This is a genomic window from Streptomyces sp. NPDC006512 (genome assembly GCF_040611935.1).
GTDB lineage: Bacteria > Actinomycetota > Actinomycetes > Streptomycetales > Streptomycetaceae > Streptomyces.
Genome location: NZ_JBEXPG010000008.1, coordinates 14,197 through 32,409, shown reverse-complemented (window position 1 = coordinate 32,409; position 18,213 = coordinate 14,197). Strand labels below are relative to the sequence as shown.

Annotated in this window: 18 protein-coding genes and 1 pseudogene; 3 read left to right on the top strand and 16 right to left on the bottom strand. The window is 73.6% G+C overall.

Translation table 11 applies throughout. The features are described 5' to 3' along the window. Positions 1-10: 10 nt before the first annotated feature. From ABZZ17_RS08210 to ABZZ17_RS08190, 5 genes and pseudogenes are all read right to left on the bottom strand, one after another. Positions 11-703 (bottom strand): annotated as a pseudogene (locus ABZZ17_RS08210) (class E sortase); the annotation flags it as partial. A 146-nt stretch (positions 704-849) separates the two neighbouring features. Beyond that, entirely contained in the window at positions 850-1,488 is a 639-nt protein-coding gene (locus tag ABZZ17_RS08205; RefSeq protein WP_356873312.1) for an aminodeoxychorismate/anthranilate synthase component II, read from the bottom strand. After that, positions 1,485-1,661: a hypothetical protein gene (locus tag ABZZ17_RS08200; protein ID WP_185902496.1), complete on the bottom strand. Its 177-nt coding sequence runs from the start codon at positions 1,659-1,661 to the stop codon at positions 1,485-1,487. Before ABZZ17_RS08200 ends, ABZZ17_RS08205 begins: the two co-directional genes overlap by 4 nt. A 91-nt stretch (positions 1,662-1,752) precedes the next feature. Next, the gene (locus ABZZ17_RS08195; protein WP_356873310.1) at positions 1,753-2,511 is read right to left on the bottom strand and encodes a class E sortase; all 759 of its coding nucleotides are present in this window, start codon (positions 2,509-2,511) and stop codon (positions 1,753-1,755) included. Next, on the bottom strand, positions 2,480-3,256 hold the full coding sequence (locus tag ABZZ17_RS08190; RefSeq protein WP_356873308.1) for a DUF881 domain-containing protein: 777 nt from the start codon (positions 3,254-3,256) through the stop codon (positions 2,480-2,482). Before ABZZ17_RS08190 ends, ABZZ17_RS08195 begins: the two co-directional genes overlap by 32 nt. Before the next feature lie 92 nt (positions 3,257-3,348). Here ABZZ17_RS08190 and crgA point away from each other — a divergent pair, with 92 nt between their 5' ends. Beyond that, positions 3,349-3,606 carry a cell division protein CrgA gene (gene crgA / locus ABZZ17_RS08185; RefSeq protein WP_356873306.1) on the top strand — a complete coding sequence of 86 codons (258 nt, stop codon included), beginning with the start codon at positions 3,349-3,351 and terminating at the stop codon, positions 3,604-3,606. Positions 3,607-3,723: 117 nt separating this feature from the next. Here crgA and ABZZ17_RS08180 read toward each other — a convergent pair whose 3' ends face one another. Beyond that, positions 3,724-4,599, bottom strand: a complete 876-nt coding sequence (locus ABZZ17_RS08180) for a rhomboid family intramembrane serine protease (protein WP_356873304.1) — start codon at positions 4,597-4,599, stop codon at positions 3,724-3,726. Positions 4,600-4,722: 123 nt separating this feature from the next. Then, complete coding sequence (locus tag ABZZ17_RS08175; protein ID WP_356873575.1) at positions 4,723-5,250, bottom strand: peptidylprolyl isomerase; 528 nt, start codon at positions 5,248-5,250, stop codon at positions 4,723-4,725. A gap of 175 nt (positions 5,251-5,425) precedes the next feature. On the opposite strand from ABZZ17_RS08175, the gene ABZZ17_RS08170 reads away from it, so the two are divergent. Then, a complete protein-coding gene (locus ABZZ17_RS08170) occupies positions 5,426-6,127 on the top strand; it encodes a DUF5324 family protein (protein WP_356873302.1) in 702 nt (233 codons plus the stop codon). 87 nt (positions 6,128-6,214) lie between these two features. On the opposite strand, the gene ABZZ17_RS08165 is transcribed toward ABZZ17_RS08170, so the two are convergent. Both ABZZ17_RS08165 and ABZZ17_RS08160 read right to left on the bottom strand, forming a co-directional pair. Continuing rightward, entirely contained in the window at positions 6,215-6,778 is a 564-nt protein-coding gene (locus tag ABZZ17_RS08165) for a LysM domain-containing protein (RefSeq protein WP_356873301.1), read from the bottom strand. 166 nt (positions 6,779-6,944) lie between these two features. Further along, positions 6,945-7,241 carry a hypothetical protein gene (locus tag ABZZ17_RS08160; protein ID WP_356873299.1) on the bottom strand — a complete coding sequence of 99 codons (297 nt, stop codon included), beginning with the start codon at positions 7,239-7,241 and terminating at the stop codon, positions 6,945-6,947. A 43-nt stretch (positions 7,242-7,284) separates the two neighbouring features. On the opposite strand from ABZZ17_RS08160, the gene ABZZ17_RS08155 reads away from it, so the two are divergent. Further along, a complete protein-coding gene (locus ABZZ17_RS08155) occupies positions 7,285-8,307 on the top strand; it encodes a LuxR C-terminal-related transcriptional regulator (RefSeq protein WP_356873297.1) in 1,023 nt (340 codons plus the stop codon). A 10-nt stretch (positions 8,308-8,317) separates the two neighbouring features. Here the strand turns inward: ABZZ17_RS08155 and ABZZ17_RS08150 are convergent, their stop codons facing one another. From ABZZ17_RS08150 to ABZZ17_RS08120, 7 genes are read right to left on the bottom strand one after another with little or no spacing between them, the layout of a single operon-like run. Then, positions 8,318-8,881 (bottom strand): YbaK/EbsC family protein, encoded by a 564-nt coding sequence (locus ABZZ17_RS08150; protein WP_356873295.1) that lies wholly within the window; start codon positions 8,879-8,881, stop codon positions 8,318-8,320. Next, positions 8,878-11,541: an alanine--tRNA ligase gene (gene alaS / locus ABZZ17_RS08145; RefSeq protein WP_356873293.1), complete on the bottom strand. Its 2,664-nt coding sequence runs from the start codon at positions 11,539-11,541 to the stop codon at positions 8,878-8,880. Before alaS ends, ABZZ17_RS08150 begins: the two co-directional genes overlap by 4 nt. Before the next feature lie 55 nt (positions 11,542-11,596). Further along, entirely contained in the window at positions 11,597-12,847 is a 1,251-nt protein-coding gene (locus ABZZ17_RS08140) for a cytochrome P450 (protein ID WP_356873291.1), read from the bottom strand. Next, positions 12,848-14,125, bottom strand: coding sequence for a condensation domain-containing protein (locus tag ABZZ17_RS08135; RefSeq protein WP_356873289.1), 1,278 nt, complete (start codon positions 14,123-14,125; stop codon positions 12,848-12,850). Continuing rightward, complete coding sequence (locus ABZZ17_RS08130) at positions 14,118-15,524, bottom strand: MFS transporter (protein ID WP_356873573.1); 1,407 nt, start codon at positions 15,522-15,524, stop codon at positions 14,118-14,120. The genes ABZZ17_RS08135 and ABZZ17_RS08130 overlap by 8 nt, the downstream gene beginning before the upstream one ends. Continuing rightward, positions 15,524-16,606: a S66 peptidase family protein gene (locus ABZZ17_RS08125; RefSeq protein ID WP_356873287.1), complete on the bottom strand. Its 1,083-nt coding sequence runs from the start codon at positions 16,604-16,606 to the stop codon at positions 15,524-15,526. Before ABZZ17_RS08125 ends, ABZZ17_RS08130 begins: the two co-directional genes overlap by 1 nt. After that, complete coding sequence (locus ABZZ17_RS08120; RefSeq protein ID WP_356873285.1) at positions 16,603-18,210, bottom strand: GNAT family protein; 1,608 nt, start codon at positions 18,208-18,210, stop codon at positions 16,603-16,605. The genes ABZZ17_RS08125 and ABZZ17_RS08120 overlap by 4 nt, the downstream gene beginning before the upstream one ends. Positions 18,211-18,213: the final 3 nt, after the last annotated feature.

The window sequence follows — 18,213 nt, the reverse complement described above, 5'->3', positions numbered from 1 at the left end:
GGATTCGTCCTTACGGGCTGTTCAGCGCGGGCGGAGCGCCCTGGCTGCGGGGGCGTTCTTCGGTCATCCTGCCCCATACGATCATCCGGTAGGTGCTCGTGAACTCGGGAGTGCAGGTCGTCAGCGTGATGTACCGGCCCGGGCCGGTGAATCCGGAGCCCTCGGGCACCGGCTTGATCACGGAGACGTTCGTCGGGGGGGTCTGCGGCAGGATCGAGGTCATCTCGTACGTGTAGAACGCGTCCCGCGTCTCCACCACGATCGGATCCCCCGGCCCCAGCTTGTTGATGTAGCGGAACGGCTCGCCGTGCGTGTTCCGGTGGCCGGCCACCGCGAAGTTGCCCTGCTTGTCCGACGGCATCGCCGTCTTCAGCGCCCCCTCGCCGTAGTGCCCGACCATGCCCCGGTCCAGCACCTTCGGCTTGCTGATCCCCTCCGCCACCGGCACCTTCAGGTCCAGCTTCGGGATGTGGAGGATGGCGAAGCCCTGGCCCGGTTCGAAGGCCGCCACCGGGGGCGCCGCGCCCTGGCCGGGCGCCGCCGGATCAGGGGCGCGTTCCCACGTCTGCTGCAGGGAGCCGGCGGCCCCGTCCGCGGTCCGCTGCGCCAGCAGGTTCGTGTACCAGAGCTGGTAGGTGACGAACAGCAGCATCACCAGGCCGACGGTGATGAAGAGCTCCCCGACCGCCCGGCTCAGCACCACGACCGCGCCTCCGGAGCGCGGGCGGGCCCGCCTTCGGCCCCGCCCGCCCCGTCGGCGCGCCCGTGCGTGCGAACGCTTCGCGGCCTCCTGAGCGGCCTTGCGCCGCGCGGCCCGGCCCTCGGTGGGCGCGGACGGCGCGACCGCCGTCACGCGACGGCCTTGCCCACCACCGGGGCCAGTCCCGCCGATCGCTGGACGGCTCCGGCGTCGCCGCAGCGCACGAGCCAGTTCGCGAGCATCCGGTGGCCCCATTCGGTCAGCACCGATTCGGGGTGGAACTGCACGCCCTCCACGTCGTGCTCGCGGTGCCGCAGGCCCATGATGATCCCGTCCTCGGTGCGCGCCGTGACCTCCAGCGCGTCGGGGAGGGTCAGCGGCTCGGCCGCGAGGGAGTGGTAGCGGGTGGCGGTGAAGGGGGAGGGCAGCCCGGCGAAGACGCCCAGGCCCTCGTGCACGACGGGCGAGGTCTTGCCGTGCAGCAGCTCGGGGGCCCGGCCCACCACGCCTCCGTAGGCGACGGCCATCGACTGCATGCCGAGACAGACGCCGAAGACCGGCACGCCGGTGTCCGCGCAGTGGCGGACCATGTCCACGCAGACGCCCGCTTCCTCCGGCGTGCCCGGCCCCGGAGAGAGCAGCACGCCGTCGAAGCCGTCCTGGGCGTGGGCGAGCGCGACCTCGTCGTTGCGCAGCACCTCGCATTCGGCGCCGAGCTGGTAGAGGTACTGGACCAGATTGAAGACAAAGCTGTCGTAGTTGTCGACAACCAGAATGCGCGCGCTCACGGAGTGGCTCCCGATCCCTCGTCCACCGTCACATCATTGAACGGAAGGAGCGGCTCGGCCCACGGGAAGACGTACTGGAACAGCACGTACACCACCGCCAGGACCAGTACGAGTGAGATCAGCGCGCGTACCCACGCGTTGCCCGGCAGGTGCCGCCAGATCCAGCCGTACATTCCGTCCGCGTCCCTTTCGCTCCACGCACCGCAGGGGCGGTACCGCAACAGCCTAAAGGCAGAGGCCCGGCGCGGTGGGTCCGCTGTGCAATCACTCTGGTGCGCCCTGCCGCGCGGGGCGGGTGTCCGTGAGCTCCGCCCAGACGACGAGGCGGTGGCTGTGGCCCCATTCCGGCTCGCAGGTGGTCAGGGTCAGGTACTTGCCGGGGGCGGTGAAGGGGGACTTCGCCGGCACGGGGTCGACGACCCCGGTCTCGGTGGGGAGCGTGCGCAGCGGGGCGGCGCGGACGGTGTACGTGTACCGGTGCGTGGCGTCCCGGACGATGACGGTGTCCCCGGGGCGGAGCAGGGGCACGTCCTTGAAGGGGTCGCCGTACGTGCGGCGGTGGCCGGCGACCGCGAAGTTCCCGGTGCCGCCGGCGCGGGCCGTGCCGGTGTAGTGGCCGAGGCCCTTCTTCAGGAGCTCGGGGTCCGTTCCCTCCAGGACCGGCTTGTTCCAGTCCGGGCCGAAGCGCGGGATCGTCATCTCGGCGAAGGCCCGGCCGGCGGGGTAGGTCGCGTGCGGCTCCTCCGCGGGCGGGTCCTCCGCGGGCCGTGGCGGGGGCTGCCGGCCGCCCTGCCCCGGGGGCGGGGGCGCGGGCGCCGCGGCCGGGGCGGCGGCCGCCCAGCGGTCGCGCAGCCGGTCCCGCTCGCCGTCCATGGCCCGGTCGGCCTTGACCCCGGTCCACAGCAGGACGTAGGCGACGAAGAGCACGATCAGCGTGCCGGCCGTCAGGCACGCCTCGCTGAGCGTCCGTACCACCAGGCGCAGTACGACGTCAGGGCGCGGCGGACTCCAGCGGCTTCGCATAGTGGAGGTCCACTGTGCCGGAGTAGCCGGGCAGTGTCAGCCTCTTCTCCTCGTCCACTTTCCAGCCCAGTCCGTAGGCGTTGACGTACAGCTGGTAGTTCTGCAGGGCGGGCGAGTCCGCGAGGGCCTTGCGCAGGGCGCCGGGGTCGCCGACGGCCGACACCTTGTAGGGGGGCGAGTAGACCCGGCCCTGGAGGATCAGGGTGTTGCCGACGCAGCGCACCGCGCTGGTGGAGATCAGGCGCTGGCCCATGACCTCGATGCCCTCGGCGCCACCCAGCCAGAGCGCGTTCACGACGGCCTGGAGGTCCTGCTGGTGGATCACGAGGTCGTTCGGCTGCGGTTCGGGCACGCCCGGGACGCGGGCCGTGGCGTTCGGCGGGGCGTCGTTGAGGGTGACGGTGAGGCCCTTGCCGGAGAGCTCCTCGGTGCCGGAGGCCTTGCGCAGGGCGGCCAGCTTGGCGTCCTCGGCCTTGGTGCTGCCGTCGTCGCGGTCGGCGAGGGCGTCGACCTGCGAGCGCAGGGCGGCGGCGCTCTTCTCCAGCTCGGCGTTGTCGGCGCTGCGCTCGTGGATGAGGTCGGACAGTTTGAGGAGTGACGCGTCCGTGCGGATGTTCGTACCCTTGGACGTGTTGAAGCTGGTGACGAAAATGAGCCCGGCGAGGGCGAAAACGGCGGCCGTCAGCAGCCGGACCGGTCTGGCCCGCAGACGGGGACCCGCGGAGGAGTCGTCGGAATTGCTCAACGTACCCTTCTCCTTCAACGCCACAGGTCCACTACGCTAACGGACGCCCGGGGCAGGCAAGGTCCCCCAGCGCATCGACAGGAGAGCCCCTCGTGCCGAAGTCACGTATCCGCAAGAAGGACGACTACACACCGCCGTCGGCGGGGAAGCAGGCGCAGACGATCAGGCTGACGAACCGCAGCTGGGTCGCGCCGGTCATGCTGGCGTTCTTCCTCATCGGTCTGGCGTGGATCGTCGTCTTCTACGTGACCGATACCCAGCTGCCGGTCGAGGCCCTGGGGAACTGGAACATCGTGGTCGGTTTCGGCTTCATCGCGGCGGGCTTCGGCGTCTCGACGCAGTGGAAGTAGTGCGCATCTAGCGCCGGAACGCAAGCTCTCCCCATGAGTTATCCACAGCGTCATCCACACCTGAGGAAAAGACAGAAGATCTGTGGATAACTCTGTGGAGAGTTGACGCCGGTGTGATCAGGTGAGTGCGGCCGTCCGGACCAATACCACCGCTGCGGCCAGCAGGAACACCGCCGCACAGGTACCCCACTGGACGAGCGTGCGCTTCCTGCCCGTGGCGCGGCCGAGCATGCCCAGGGCGACGAGGGCGCCGGTCACCAGGCCTCCGATGTGGGCCTGCCAGGACACGGACCAGCTGCCGCCCAGCGGTACGAAGGTCACGAGCAGCATCAGCCCGAGCGTGATCAGGACCGGCCGCATCTCGTAGCGCAGCCGGCGGGCGAGGACGACGGTGGCGCCGAGGAGCCCGCAGACGGCGCCCGAGGCGCCGAGGGTCGGGGTGTTCGGCGCGGTCAGCAGGTAGACGAGGGCGCTGCCCCCGAGCCCCGACAGCAGGTAGAGCGCGAGGTAGCGGACGCGGCCCAGGGCCGCCTCCAGCGGACCGCCGATCACCCACAGGGCCAGCATGTTGCCGATGATGTGCCACCACTCGACGTGCAGGAACACCGAGGTCAGCAGCCGGTGGTACTGGCCGGTGGCGACCCCTTCGACGGGGGCTCCCCAGTACTGGACGTAGCGGCCCAGCAGCTCCAGCTGGATGGCCAGCCCCGGGACCAGGTACGCGGCGAGGAACACGGCCGCGTTGATCCCGATCAGGACTTTGGTGACGAGCTGGGGATCGGCGGCGACGAGGCCGCCCGCGAGGGTGCGCGGGGCGTTGGCCGTGGCGGCGTGCCCGGTGCCGGAGCCGCCGCGCACGCAGTCGGGGCACTGGAAGCCCACCGAGGCGCTGATCATGCACTCCGGGCAGATGGGGCGCCCGCAGCGGGTGCAGGCGATCCCCGTGTCGCGGTCCGGGTGGCGGTAGCAGCCCGGCAGACGGTCGGTGTCCATCGGTCCCCTCGGTCGGCGGCGGGACAGCGGCGCCCCGCCGGTCCGGTACACAACCAGGACGGACGGGCGGGGCGGAAAGGTTCCCGGGGGCGCGCCCCGGGCGGGGGTGAGGGGCTGCCGGGGTCAGCGCTCCTCGATGACGACGGACTGGATGATCACGTCGGCGACGGGGCGTTCGGTGCGCGGGTTGGTCTCGCCGGCGGCGATGGCGTCCACGACCTTGCGGCTGGCGGCGTCGGTGACCTCGCCGAAGATGGTGTGCTTGCGGGTCAGCCAGGCGGTCGGCGCGACCGTGATGAAGAACTGGGAGCCGTTGGTGCCCGGCCCGGCGTTGGCCATGGCGAGCAGGTACGGCTTGGTGAAGGCGAGGTCGGGGTGGAACTCGTCGGCGAACTGGTAGCCGGGACCGCCGGTGCCGTTGCCGAGCGGGTCGCCGCCCTGGATCATGAAGCCGCTGATGACGCGGTGGAAGACGGTGCCGTCGTAGAGCGGTGCCGTGGTCTTCTGGCCGTCGGTGGGGCGGGTCCACTCGCGCTCGCCCTTCGCGAGCTCCACGAAGTTCCGGACGGTCTTCGGAGCGAAGTTCCGCAGCAGCTCGATCTCGATGTCGCCGTGGTTCGTCTTCAGGGTGGCGTAGAGCTTCTCGGCCACGGGTCTGCCTTCCATAGTCATCACTGTCGGTTCCGATCCTCCCACGGAGGGCAGCGCCGCACAGAAATCCTCCACTCGTATGCCCTGTCACGCATGCCCGGCGGCGCTATGGCAGGCATGATCCGACAAAGGGTGGAAAGGTGAACCGTGTCCGCCACCGAGGAGGAGGATCCCCGTGACCCGCAAGGACAGCGTGCGCCTGGCCGCCGAAAGCGCCAGGGATACGGTCCGGCACGCAGCGGAAGTGGTGGCGCCGTACGCAGGAACCGCCAAGGACGCGGCTGTGCACTACGCGCAAGAGGCGAACGAGCGACTGGCGCCGATGATGTCGCAGGCGGCCACCGAGGCCGCGCGACAGGCCCGTACGACGTACGACTGCCACGTGCATCCGCGCCTGAAGCAGGCCCGCACGCACGTGCCGCCGGGCGTGGACCGGGCGGCGACCCAGGCGGTGCTCCAGACGCGCCTCGCGGCGCGGCAGGCCGCCGACTACACCCAGCCGAAGCTGGAGAGCGCGCTCGCGGCCGCCACGCCCGTGGCGGAGGAGGCCGCGTCCCGGTCGACGGCCGCCCTGGCGGCGCTGCGCGGCCAGGTGTCGGCGAAGGAGGTCCGTCGGCTGGTGCGCCGCCACGAGCGCCGGGAGCGGTGCGGGCGGGCGGCGCGCGGGGTCGCGCTGGTCGGCGTACTGGCCATCGGCGCCTTCGCGGCGTGGAAGTGGTGGGACCGGCAGTCCAACCCGGACTGGCTCGTGGAACCCCCGGCGGCCACCGAGCTGTCGTCCCGCGACGCCGGCCCGGCCGCGTTCGACGAGGAACTGGCGCAGAAGGAACGTGAGGCGGACGCGGGGCCCGAGGGCTCCCCGGACAAGCAGCTCTGACGGACCCGGCCGCCCGGCACGCGCGGCGAACACGGGAAGGGGCCCGGATCCACCAGGATCCGGGCCCCTTCCCGAGCGCCGCCGGGTTCAGTTGGGGAGGGTGAGCACCATGCCGGGGTGGATGAGGTCCGGGTTCGGGCCGACGACGCCCCGGTTCATCGCGTAGAGCTCGCGCCAGCGGCCCTCGTTGCCGAGCTCGCGGCGGGCGATCGCGGAGAGCGAGTCCCCCGGCTTGACCGTGTACGTGCGCTTCTTGGCCGCCGGCTTGGGCGACACCGGGACGGCCTTGTGCGCGGCGGACGCGGGGCTGGGCGCCGCGGGCGCGGCGGGCGCGGCGGCCCTGGGCGGCATCGCGGCGGGCTTGGGCATCGCCGCGGGCTTGGGCGCCACGGGGACGGCCTTGTGCGCGGCGGAGGTGGGGGTGGGCGCCGCGGGAGCGGCTGCGGGCTTCGGCGGCGCGGCCGCGGCCATGCGGTCGGCGGCCGCCTTGGTGGCCGCCGCGGCGTCGGTGTACTTCGAACCGGTGCCGGCGGGCGCGTTCGGCGCCGCGGGCGGGGAGGCGGCCGGGGTCTGCTGTTCCACCTGCTCCCGCGCCTTCTCCGCCTCGTGTTCCTTCTTCTTGTCGGACTTCAGGAAATCGAAGAGTCCCATGTGCGTGCGCCTCCGGCGTGGTGTGGCCCCCCGGGCTAGGTGCCTGCCCCCCACTCTCGGACACCCCGGGCCCGGGGGCCCTGTGACTGGGCCGTACGGGGGACCTCCGCACCGAGGCGCCCTCGTGGCGACCCTCCTGCGCAGTTCCCGGCGCGCCGGGTGACGCTCACCACACACCGGAAGAACGAATTCCAGCCACCTGAGAGTACAATCGCCAGCGATCCGTGGAGTCGGACAGTTCCCTGCGAATTGTGTCACCGATGTGACGGGTCTGCTGCAACGCCTCAACCTGGTCCGGCGCATTGAAGAACAGTACGAATTCATACCCGCCGGCCGCAGAAGAAGCGTAGACATGCTGCAGGTGTTCGCCGAGCCCGTTCCGCGCCAGAATTTCTCGGACGCGCTGGAAAGTGCCGCGCAGGGCACTCCCGTCACCCTCCAGTTTCAACAGGGTTGCATACATGGAATCATCTCGTGTTCTCGCGGGTGGGTGAAGGACGGGTGGAATGACTGAATCTCTGTACACCAAGGGGAGTTCGGACTCGTCGCTCGCGTGCCTGGGCATCGGCGGACGGGCCGAGACGGTGTACCGGGCCATGATCAAGAACCATCAGTGGGGGATCGCCGAGCTGGCCCGCGAACTGTGCGTCCCCGAGGAGGAGGTCCGCGCCGGCCTCGACGAGCTCGCCGCCTCCGCACTGGTGCGCCCCTCCTGGGAGGAGCCGGGAGCCATCGTCCCGGTCAAGCCCAGCCTCGCCCTCGCCGGACTGATTTCCGCCCAGCAGAAGGAAATCCTGGAACGCCAGCAGAGGCTTGAGGAAGGCCGCGCCGCGATGGCCGACCTCGTGGCCGAATTCGAGCAGGGACAAACCGGCTCCAGCGGCGGGAACATCGAGTACCTGCGCGGCATGGATTCTGTACGCGGATACCTGGAGGAAATCTCCGAGGAAGCCCGCTCCGAGGTGCTCGCCCTCATTCCCAAAGCCTCGCTGACCACCGACAGCATGACGGCCAGCAAAGCCCTGGACGAGAAACTCGCCCAGCGCGGCGTGGACATCCGGACGGTGTACCTCGACAGCGTCCGGAACCACCCCGCCACCCGCCGCTACGCGGCCTGGCTCAATTCCTGCGGCGGTGAGGTCCGTACCCATCCCGTCCTGCCGATGCGCATCATCCTGGTCGACCAGAAGGCCGCCGTCCTCCCCATCGATCCGCAGAACTCCGGCACGGGCGCGCTCGTCGTCCGCGAGCCGAGCGTCGTCGTCGCGCTGCTGACCCTCTTCGCGAAGATCTGGGAGGCGGCCCGCCCGCTGGGCACCGCCGAACAGCCCGACAGCCTCGGACTCAGCCCCCAGGAGCGGGAACTGCTGCGGCTGCTCGCCTCCGGGATGACCGACGAGGCCGCCGGCAAGCAGCTGGCCATCTCCGTCCGCAGCGTCCGGCGCCTGATGTCCGACATCATGGCCCGCCTCGACGCCCGCAGCCGGTTCGAGGCGGGCGTCCGCGCCACCGAGCGGGGCTGGATCTGAGCGGCGGCCCTCACCGCTGCGCGATCCGTGCCACCGCCGGCCGGGCCAGCGTCAGGTAGTCGGACACCGCCAGCTCCACGGACATGTCCAGCCGCCCGGTGTTGAAGTAGAGCGCCGGATGCCCGGTCAGTTCCTCGTCGACCAGCACCTCCAGCTCGGCCGCGGCCGCGCCCAGCGCGAACGGGGCGATGGACCCGCTGACGCAGCCGGTCAGCCGCTCCGCGACCTCCCGTACGGCGAACGACGCCTCCGTGCCGCCCATCAGGTCGGCGACGGCGGCGAGGTCCACCCGCCGGTCGCCCGGCACCACGGCGAGGACGTAGCGGCGCCGCCGCTTGCCGTAGGCGACGCGCAGCACGATGGACTTGGCGGCCTGCGCCAGCGGATGTCCGCGCAGCAGGCTCGCCGCGTCCGTACGGCCCTCCGGGGCGTGCGCGATGAACCGGTGCCGCGCCCCCGAGGCCCGGAACAGCGCCGCCAGCATCGGGTGCACGTCCAGGGCGCCCGCCGGGGCGGCGGCCCGCAGGACCGCCCCCTCGGACAGCGGCCGGGCCCGGAGCCCGAGCGCCGTCACCGCGCGCTCCGGCCCAGGACCGTCGCGGCGGAGGCCCGGGCCAGCGACAGGGCGTCGCCCAGCTTCTCGGCGTGCCGGCCTCCGGCGCTGGCGAGCGCGCCCTTGCCGCCCGCGCCGCCGCCGATGACGGCGGCCGCCTCGGCGAGCACCTCGCGGGCCTCGATGCCCTGTTCGCGCAGCCGGCTACCCACGGCCGAGGCCAGCAGGGCCTTGCCCTCGTGCGGGGTGCCGAGGACGACGACCCCGACCCCGGAGGCCAGGCGTACGGCGACGGTGGAGGCCAGCTGCCGCAGCTCCTGCGCGTCGACCCCGTCCACCCGGGTCGCGACCAGCATGCCGCCCGGCATGGCCTCGGCCTTCTCGGCGAGACCGGCGGCGATCGCCGACAGCTCGGCGCTGCGCATCCGCTCCACGTCGGCCTGCGCGTTGGCCAGCAGGTCGAGCCGCTTGCGCAGGGCCTCCACCGCATCCTCGGGGCGGGCGCCCAGCAGCCCCGACAGCTCGCGCAGCAGGGCGCGTTCGCGGTCGGCGGAGAGCAGCGCCTCGTGTCCCGTCCAGGCCTCGATGCGGCGCAGGTTGGCGCCGACCGAGGACTCGCCCGCGATGCGCAGGGCGCCGACCTGGGAGCCGTGCGCCACGTGCGTGCCGCCGCACAGCTCGCGCGAGAAGTTGCCGATGTCGACGATGCGCACCGTCTCCTCGTACTTCTCCCCGAACAGGGCCAGCGCACCGGCCTGTTCGGCCTCCGCCCGGTCCGCGTACCAGACCCGGACCTCCGGGTCGGCCAGGAGCCGCTCGTTGACCCGGGCCTCCAGCTCGCCGAGCTGGCCCGCCGAGAGCGCGGAGAAGTGCACGAAGTCGAAGCGCAGGCGGCCGTCGTCGACGAGCGAGCCGTGCTGCGCGGCGTGATTGCCGAGGAGCTCGCGCACCACCGCGTGCAGGACGTGCGTGGCGGAGTGCGAGCGGGCCACGGCGGCCCGCCGCCGGGCGTCGACGACGGCCTCGGCGGTGTCGCCCGTACGGATCTCGCCCGCGGTGACCCGGGCCGTGTGGACGTGGAAGCCGGGCAGTCCGCGCCGGGTGTCGGTGATCTCCAGGACGGCGCCGTCCGCGGTGTGCAGCAGGCCGGTGTCGCCGACCTGGCCGCCGCCCTCGGCGTAGAACGGGGTAGCGGCCAGGACCAGTTCGACCTGCCGGCCGGCGCCCGCCGCCGCCACCGGGGTGCCCTCGTCGAGCAGGGCGAGGACGGTGCTCTCGGCGGTCAGGCGCTCGTAGCCGAGGAAGTCGGTGCGGCCGTGCCGGGCCACGAGGTCGCGGTAGGCGTCCTGGCGGCGCAGGGCGGCGGCCGTCTTCGCCTTGCCGCCGCTCTTGGCGCGCTGCTGCTGGGCGGCGAGGAGCGCGGCGAAACGGTCCTCGTCGACCTCCAGGCCCGCGTCGTGCGCGGTCTCCAGGGTCAGTTCGACGGGGAAGCCGAAGGTGTCGTGGAGTTCGAAGGCGGTCTCCCCCGACAGGGTGCCGGACCGCTGGTCCTTGGCACGCCGCACGGCCGCGTCCAGCAGCTTGGCGCCCTGGCGCAGGGTCCGGCCGAAGGACTCCTCCTCGGAGTGCACGATCTGCTCGATCAGACCTGCGTGCTCGGTCAGTTCGGGCCAGGCGGTGCCGAGGTTGGCGATGACGCTGCCGGTCACGGCGGGCAGCAGCGGGCCCTCGATGCCGAGCAGCCGGCCGTGCCGCACGGCGCGGCGCATCAGCCGGCGCAGGATGTAGCCGCGGCCCTCGTTGGAGGGCAGGACCCCGTCCGCGATGAGGAAGGCCATGGCGCGGGCGTGCTCGGTGACCACCTGGAAGGAGACCTTCTCGGCGCCGCTGCCCGGGTAGCCGCGGCCCGCCAGTTCCTGGACCGTGGCCAGGGTCGGGGCCAGCAGGTCGGTCTGGCAGACGTTCTCGACGTCCTGGAGGATCACCGCGAGCCGCTCCAGGCCCATGCCGGTGTCGATGCCCTTCATCGGCAGCTCGCCGAGGATCGGGTAGTCGGTCTTGCCCTCGCCCTCACCCCGGCCGAACTGCATGAAGACCAGGTTCCAGATCTCCATGTAGCGCTCGTCGTTGACGGCCGGGCCGCCCTCGGGGCCGAAGGCGGGGCCGCGGTCGTAGTACAGCTCCGAGTTGGGGCCGCAGGGTCCGGGCACGCCCATCGACCAGAAGTTGTCCTCTTTGCCGAGCCGCTGGATTCGCGACGCGGGGATGCCGACCTGCTCCCAGACGCGGATCGACTCGTCGTCGTCGAGGTAGACGGTCGCCCACAGCTTCTCGGGGTCGAGTCCGAAGCCCTTGGTGACCAGCTCATACGCGTACGCGATGGTGTCGGACTTGAAGTAGTCGCCGAAGGAGAAGTTGCCGAGCATCTCGAAGAACGTGCCGTGCCGGGCGGTCCGGCCGACGTTCTCGATGTCGGAGGTGCGGGCGCACTTCTGGACCGAGACGGCGCGCGGGAACGGCGCCGGGGTCTCCCCCAGGTAGTAGGGCTTGAACTGGTTCATGCCCGCGTTGGCCAGGAGCAGCGTCGGATCGTCGGGGACGAGCGGACTGGAGCGGACGAGCTCGTGGCCGCGGCCGGTGAAGAAGTCGAGGAAGGTGGAACGGATCTGCTGGGAGTGCACGGGATCACCTCGGTACGGAACTGCGGATGCGAAGGGGACGGGCGGGGCGGGCGGGTCAGACCAGGCAGGGGATCGCGGACACGGAGGTGACCCCGAAGGCGGGCTCGCGCACCAGGGCCGGAGTGCCGCCGCGCAGACCCGGGTGGCGTTCGTCGAGGGCCCGGAACATCGCCTCGACCTCCATCCGGGCCAGGGCCGCGCCGAGGCAGAAGTGGCCGCCGCGGCCGAAGGCGACGTGCCGTCCGCCGGTCCGCCGGACGTCGAAGCGGTCGGGGTCCTCGAACACCTCGGGGTCCCGGTCGGCGGCGGCGAGGACCAGGACCACCCGCTGCCCCTTGGCGATCCGGTGCCCGGCGTACTCGAAGTCCCGCAGGGCGGTGCGCGGGGCGAAGTGGAACGGCGAGGAGTAGCGCAGGGCCTCCTCCACGGCGGCCGCGTACGGGACCTCGCCCGTGCGCAGCGCCCGGTGCTGCCCGGGGTCGGCGAGGAGGGCGGCCATGCCCACGGCGACGGCGGTGGCGACCGGTTCGGCGCCGCCGGTGAGCAGCTGCGCGAAGAGGGCCGTGACCTCCCGGTCGTCGAGGGAGCCGTCCGCGTACAGCCCGCCGAGGAGGGCGGCCATCGGTCCGGAGCCGCGCGGCAGGACCGTGCCCGTGACGTAGGCGGTGAGCTCGCGGACCGCCCGGCCCGCGGCCAGCGCCGTCTCCTTCTCCAGGACGGGCATGCTGAGGTAGCCGATGAGGGCGTCCGACCAGCGCAGTACGTCGGCCCGTTCGGCGTCGTCGATGCCGAGGAAGGCGCAGATGGCGGTGAGCGCGTACGGGCGCGCCACCTGTTGGAACAGGTCGCCCTCGCCGGGTCGCAGGGCGGCGGCGGCCGCCTCGGCGGCGGCCTGGACGGTCTCGGTGAAGGGCGCGAGGCTGCGCGGGGTGAACGCCCGCTGGAGGGCCTTGCGGGCCTTGAGCTGGTAGGGCGGGTCGGCGAAGACCAGCCACTTGCCGAGGAACTCCTCGACGGGGGCGAAGGCGGCCCGCATGTCCTCGGTCATCGAGGCGAGCATCTCCGTCTTGTCGCGGGCCCCGAGGGCGCTCTCCATCAGCAGCGCCTCGACGTCCGCGTGCCGGGTGACGTACCAGCTGCGGGTCGGCGGGTTCCAGTGGACGGGCTCGTGGGCGCGCAGCCGGGCGAAGAAGGCCGCCGGGTCGAGGGCCACCTCGGCGGAGAGGATCTCCTCGGCGTCGAAGGCGGGGACGGCAGCGGCGGCGGGTACGTCGGCGGGGGCCGGCGCCGCGGTGGTCGTGGTCATCTAGGGCACCTCCTGAGCGGGTGTGTCGAGCCCGGCGAGTTCGTGGGCGGTCCGGCCGAGTACGTCGCCCAGTGCGCGCAGCGCGCCGCCGTCGAGGACGTCCGGATCGGCGGTGAGGTCGAGGTAGAGCCGGCCGTCGGCGTGGCCGGGGTCGACGGTCTCCGCGGTGAGGTCGAAGGGGCTGGTCCGCGCGGTGAGGCGGGCGGGGGCGAAGACGGCGCCGTCCAGGTCGAGCGTGCGCGAGGCGCAGCGCGGCCAGTCGGAGAAGACGGTGCGGAGCAGGGGGCCGGGAGCGGCGGGGCCGCAGGCACGGATCTCCTCGTAGCCGAGGCGCTGGTGGCGCAGGGCGAACGCGGCGGAGCCGAGTACGGAGCGGAAGTCCGCCACGGCGTCGGCGCCGTCGGTCCGGACGCGTACGGGGACCAGGTCCGCGAGGGGGCCGATCACCGCCCATCGGCCGGGTTCGTGGCGGGCGGGCACCGGCAGGCCGACGCAGAGGTCCCGCTGCCCGGTGAAGCGGGCCAGCGCCAGCCCGTACACCGCGAGCAGGGCCAGAGCGGGCGTCACGGTGGCGTCGCCGGCCCGGACCAGGAGCCCGTCGAGGACCGGCCGCGCCAGCGACAGCCGCAACTGCGCGGGCCCGGACGCCGCCGCACCGGCGGCCGCGACGGGCCGGGCCTGCGGTACGGCCCCGGCGAGCTGGACGGCCCAGGCGGCGCGCAGGGCGTCCGCCCCGTCGGGGTCCGGCGCGGCGGCCGGGAGGGTGCCCGGCAGGCCGTCCGGTACGGGGGCCGGGAGCGGCCCCGCCTCCGGGCCGGCCCCGTACAGGCGCTCCAGTTCGGCCTCCAGGAGCGGCAGCGAGGGCCCGTCGACGGCGGAGCGGTGCACCTGTACGACGAGCAGCGCGCCCTGCGTCCAGCGGTACAGCTCCGCCCGCAGCAGCGGCCCGTCGCCGAGGTCGAAGGGACGTCCCGCCCGGGACTCGGCGGCGGCCAGCGCCCGGCCGACGGCGTCCCAGCCCTCGCCGGGGGTGGCGTGCACGGTGACGCCCTGCGGCGGCCGGGGCCCGCGCAGCGCGGGGTGCCGGGCGGCGAGGGCGGTGAGGGCGGCGGCGAGCCGGTCCGGGTCGGTCCGGTCGGCGCCGCCGGTCGCGAGGTAGGCGAGCGTGACGGCGTCGGCGGGTTCCGCGCCCTTGAACCACCGCAGTTCGGAGGGGAGTTGGCGGGAGGACAGCATGACGACTCCTCTGGTCGACTCGTGGGTGGGCCGCTCAGGCACGGACGGCCTCCTGACCCGCTTCGGCGGCGCGCGAGGCGGACCCGTCGGACGCGCCGGACGCGCCGGACGCGCCGGACGCGCCGGACCCGACGGTTTCAGCGGACCCGGCAGCACCGTCGGCACCGGCAGCACCGTCGGACCCGCCGGATTCGCCCGCCCGGGCCCCGGTCACGGCCGTCGCGGCCCGCCCGAGCAGGCCGGTCGACGCCAGCAGCGCCACCGGGACCAGCGCGCACAGCACCGCCAGGCCGGCGACGAAGCCCGCGCCCGCGCCACCGGCCACCAGGACTCCGGCGGCCAGCGGCCCCGTCACGAAGCCCACCGAAGTGGCGGACCCGTAGGCGGCGTTGAAGCGCCCGCGCAGTTCCGGCGCGGCCAGCGAGTTCACCAGCGAGGGCATCCCGGCCGCGTACAGGGTCTCGGCGACGGCGAACAGCACCATCCCCGCGATCAGCACGGCGAGCTGCGGGCCCCGGCCGTCCACGGCGAGCGCGCACAGGACGAGCACCCAGTTCGCGGCCCAGGCCGCACCGGCCAGGGCCACGGTCCGGGTGTGCCTCCAGCGCTTGATCAGCTCGTGCAGCACCAGCTGCGCCCCGATGACGCCCGCCGTGTTCACGGCGAAGAGCACCGCGAGGCCGCCCGAGTCCACGTCGGTGCTGGTCAGCACGAAGGCGGGCAGGCCCGCCTCCAGCTGCCCGTACGAGGCGAAGTACAGGGCCGTGCCCAGCCCCATGACCAGCAGGAACGGGCCGTTCGCGAACACCTGCCGGTAGCCGGCGCCCTTGGCGCCGTCCTGCCCCGGTGCCGGCTTCGGCGGTTCGGCCGCGTCCAGCCCGCGCAGCAGGAACATCGCGACGGCGATCCCGAGGTAGCTGAGCGCGTCCGCCCCGTACAGCAGGCGGAACGACATCGGGTGCGCGACGGTCGCGAGCGCCCCGCCCAGCAGGCCGCCGATGCCCATGGCCGCGTTGGCCAGGGTGAAGCTGGAGCCGAAGACCACCGGGTGGGACTCCGGCGGCACCGACCCGGCGAGCAGCGTGTTCCACGCCGAGGAACCCCCGAGGCCGAGCCCCCACACCAGCGCGGCGAGGAGGAACTGCCAGGCCTCGGAGGCGACGGCGTACCCGGCCACGCCGACGGCGCTGAGCAGCATGTGCGCGGCGGCCGCGCGCCGGGCGCCGATGCGGTCGGCGAGCCGGCCCGCGTGCAGCCCGCCCAGGATGACGGCGACGGAGGTGACCGACACCGCGTGCATGGCGGTGGCCAGGCCCAGTCCGTTGATCTGGTGGATGTAGACGACGAGGAACGGCAGGACGAGGCCCGAGCCGATGTTGTTGACGGCGCCCAGCGCGAGCAGAGTCCTGGCGGGACGCGGCAGGGCGCGCAGATCCTTCATCAGGGACACGTCGGACCCTCCTTCTCCGTGGTGGAAGCGGGTACCGGCGCGACCACCGGCCGGGGCACGCGCACGACGGGAAGGCGCCCCTCGTGCGCCTCCACGCGCGCGGCCGCGCCCAGCGGGACGGTGAGCATCGGGTCGGTGTGCCCGAAGGGCAGGTCCAGCACGATCGGTACGTCGCCCGGGAACGCGTCGAGCAGGATCCGGTGCAGCGCCTCCGTGTGCTCCGGGCCGTACGGGCCTCCCGGGGTGCGCCCGACGAGCACGGCGGCGGCCCGCTCGGCGATGCCGAGGTGGCGCAGCTGCGTCAGGCTGCGCTGGAACGCCGGTACGGCCGCCCCGTCCGCGGTGCCCTCCAGGCACAGCACGGTCGGCGCGTCCGGGGGGCGCAGCCAGCGGGTCCCGGCGAGGAAGCCGAGGGTGGGCACGTTGCCGCCGAACAGGACGCCCTCGGCGGTGCCGGGGCGCAGGACGTACGGGCTGCCCGGGTGGCGGGGCCGCTCCTCCTGGTCGGCGCTCGCCCAGTCCCCGTGGGGCTGGGTCCACCAGTCCGGCAGCGGCCAGTCCCCGCCGGCGCCGCCCCGGAGGGTGTCGCGCAGGTGCCCGGTGGTCTCCGCGTAGGGGCGCGGCCATTCGCCGAACTGGGGCAGCAGGGCGGGGCCGTAGAAGACGGTGGTGCCGGTGAGGGCCTGGCAGCCGAGGAGCAGGGCCGTGTTGTCGCTGTAGCCGACCAGGATCTTCGGGGGCAGCCCGGCGAGCTCGTCGAGGTGTTCGAGGAGGTCGTTGGAGTTGTTGCCGCCGATGGTCGTGAACACCGCGCCGACCTCGGGGTCCGCGTACAGGTCGAGGAGCGCGCGGGCCCGTTCGCGGCCGGTGCCGGCGATCGAACCGGCGTACCGGCCCTCGGGGGCGAACCGCACCGTGCAGTCCAGCTCCCGCTCCAGCGCGGCGAAGGCGCGCAGGGTGCGCCGGGGGAACCGGCCGGCGGCGTAGGCGCTGGTGGCGGCCACTCCCACGACGGCGCCGGGCGCGAGCGCGGGCGGGGCGGTGGTGACGGGCAGCCCGTGGCCGGCGCTCATGCCGTGCCGAACAGGTAGCGCAGGGCGTTGCCCGCGAGGAGGGCCCGCTCGTCGGCGCCGCTCAGGCCGAGGGAGCCGAGGATGCGCCGTACGGCCTCGGAGGTCCCGGCGCCGAGCACGCGCCCGTCGTCCCAGGGCTGGAGGTGCCAGGGGGTGTCGAGGGAGAACATCAGGCGGGGGCCGCAGTCCGCGATCAGGGCGGCGAGCCGGGCGTCGGAATCGACGGGACCGGGGTCGCCGACGGTCCGCTCGCAGACCGCTTCCCACGGGCCGAGGTCGGCGTACACGCCGGGCTGCTCCAGGACCTCCGTGAGCCCGGGGTTGTTGAACCCGAGGTGGGCGAGGCTGATCCGGGCGCCGGCCCGGACGGCGGCGGGGACGGCGTCGGCGCGGATCTCGGCGAGGTCGCCGAGGCGGCCCTCGGGCGAGCAGTGCAGGACGGTCGGCACGTCCCAGCGGGCGGCCAGGTCGAGGTAACCGCGCGCGACGTACTCGGCGATCGGGGTCTCGGCGGCCGGCGGGTGCCACTTGAGGGCGAACACCTCGCCGAGGCGGCCCTCGTAGTCGGCGGCGAAGGCGTCGGCGTCGCGGAAGGGGTCGGCCATGAGGGCGGTCATCGGCAGCCCCGCGGCCGGCGGGTTGTCCTTGCGGAAACGGGCGCAGTCGTCGAGGAGTTCCAGGTTCCGGTGCCGGATGACGCGGCTGCAGGTGTCGGGGTCGACCTGGGTGCCCTCCGGCTTGAACCGCCGGTAGTAGGGCATCGGCAGGACGAGCGCGCCGACGGCCGAGGGCGGCTCCGGCAGCAGGTCCCGGCCGAGCGTGGTGAGCAGCTCCATCAGCTCCGTGACGGACTGCCGGTAGGTGTGCTGGGACTCCTCGCTGTGGAAGATGAGTTCGGCGCCGGTGTGCTCGTGCGCGCTGACCAGCGCAAAACCGCCCGCGAGACCGCCCGCGGCCCCGTCCGTGCCCCCGGCCGCGGCGGTGAGCTGCGCCCGCACCCGCTCCCGTACGTCCTCCCCGACGACGGGCGCGGGGCCCCGCGCCGCCTGCGGCAGCGGCAGGTCTCCGGGGATGAGCCCGTACACGACGTGGTCCACGCGGCCGGAGTGCGTGGTGCCGGCCCCGCGCAGCACGCCCTCGCGGGTGAAGCCGGCCTTGAGCGCGACGCGCTGGGAGGCGGTGTTCCCGGTGGCGGCGAGCAGGGTGATCCGGCGGACCGGGGTCGAGGTCAGGGCCCAGGCGGCCACGGCGCCGACGGCTTCGGGCGCGAAGCCGCGGCCGCGTGCGGCGGGCACGGTCCAGTAGCCGATCTCGCAGGTCAGCTCGGTCCAGTTGGTGGACTTGAGGCCGAAGCAGCCGACGAGTTCGCCGGTCTGCGCGTCCTCGGCGGCGAACTGGATGCCGTCGCCCCCGGCCAGGGAGGCCGGGGCGCCCTCGGTGCACCACCAGCGGGCGTGCGCCTCGGTGTAGGGGCTCGGCAGGGGCAGCCACCGCTGGGTCGTCGGGTCGTCGCAGGCGGCCCGGACGGCGGGCACGTCCCGCTCGGCGAAGGGGCGCAGCACGAGCCGCGCGGTGGTGAGGGTCTCCTCGGTGAAGCGGTTCATCTC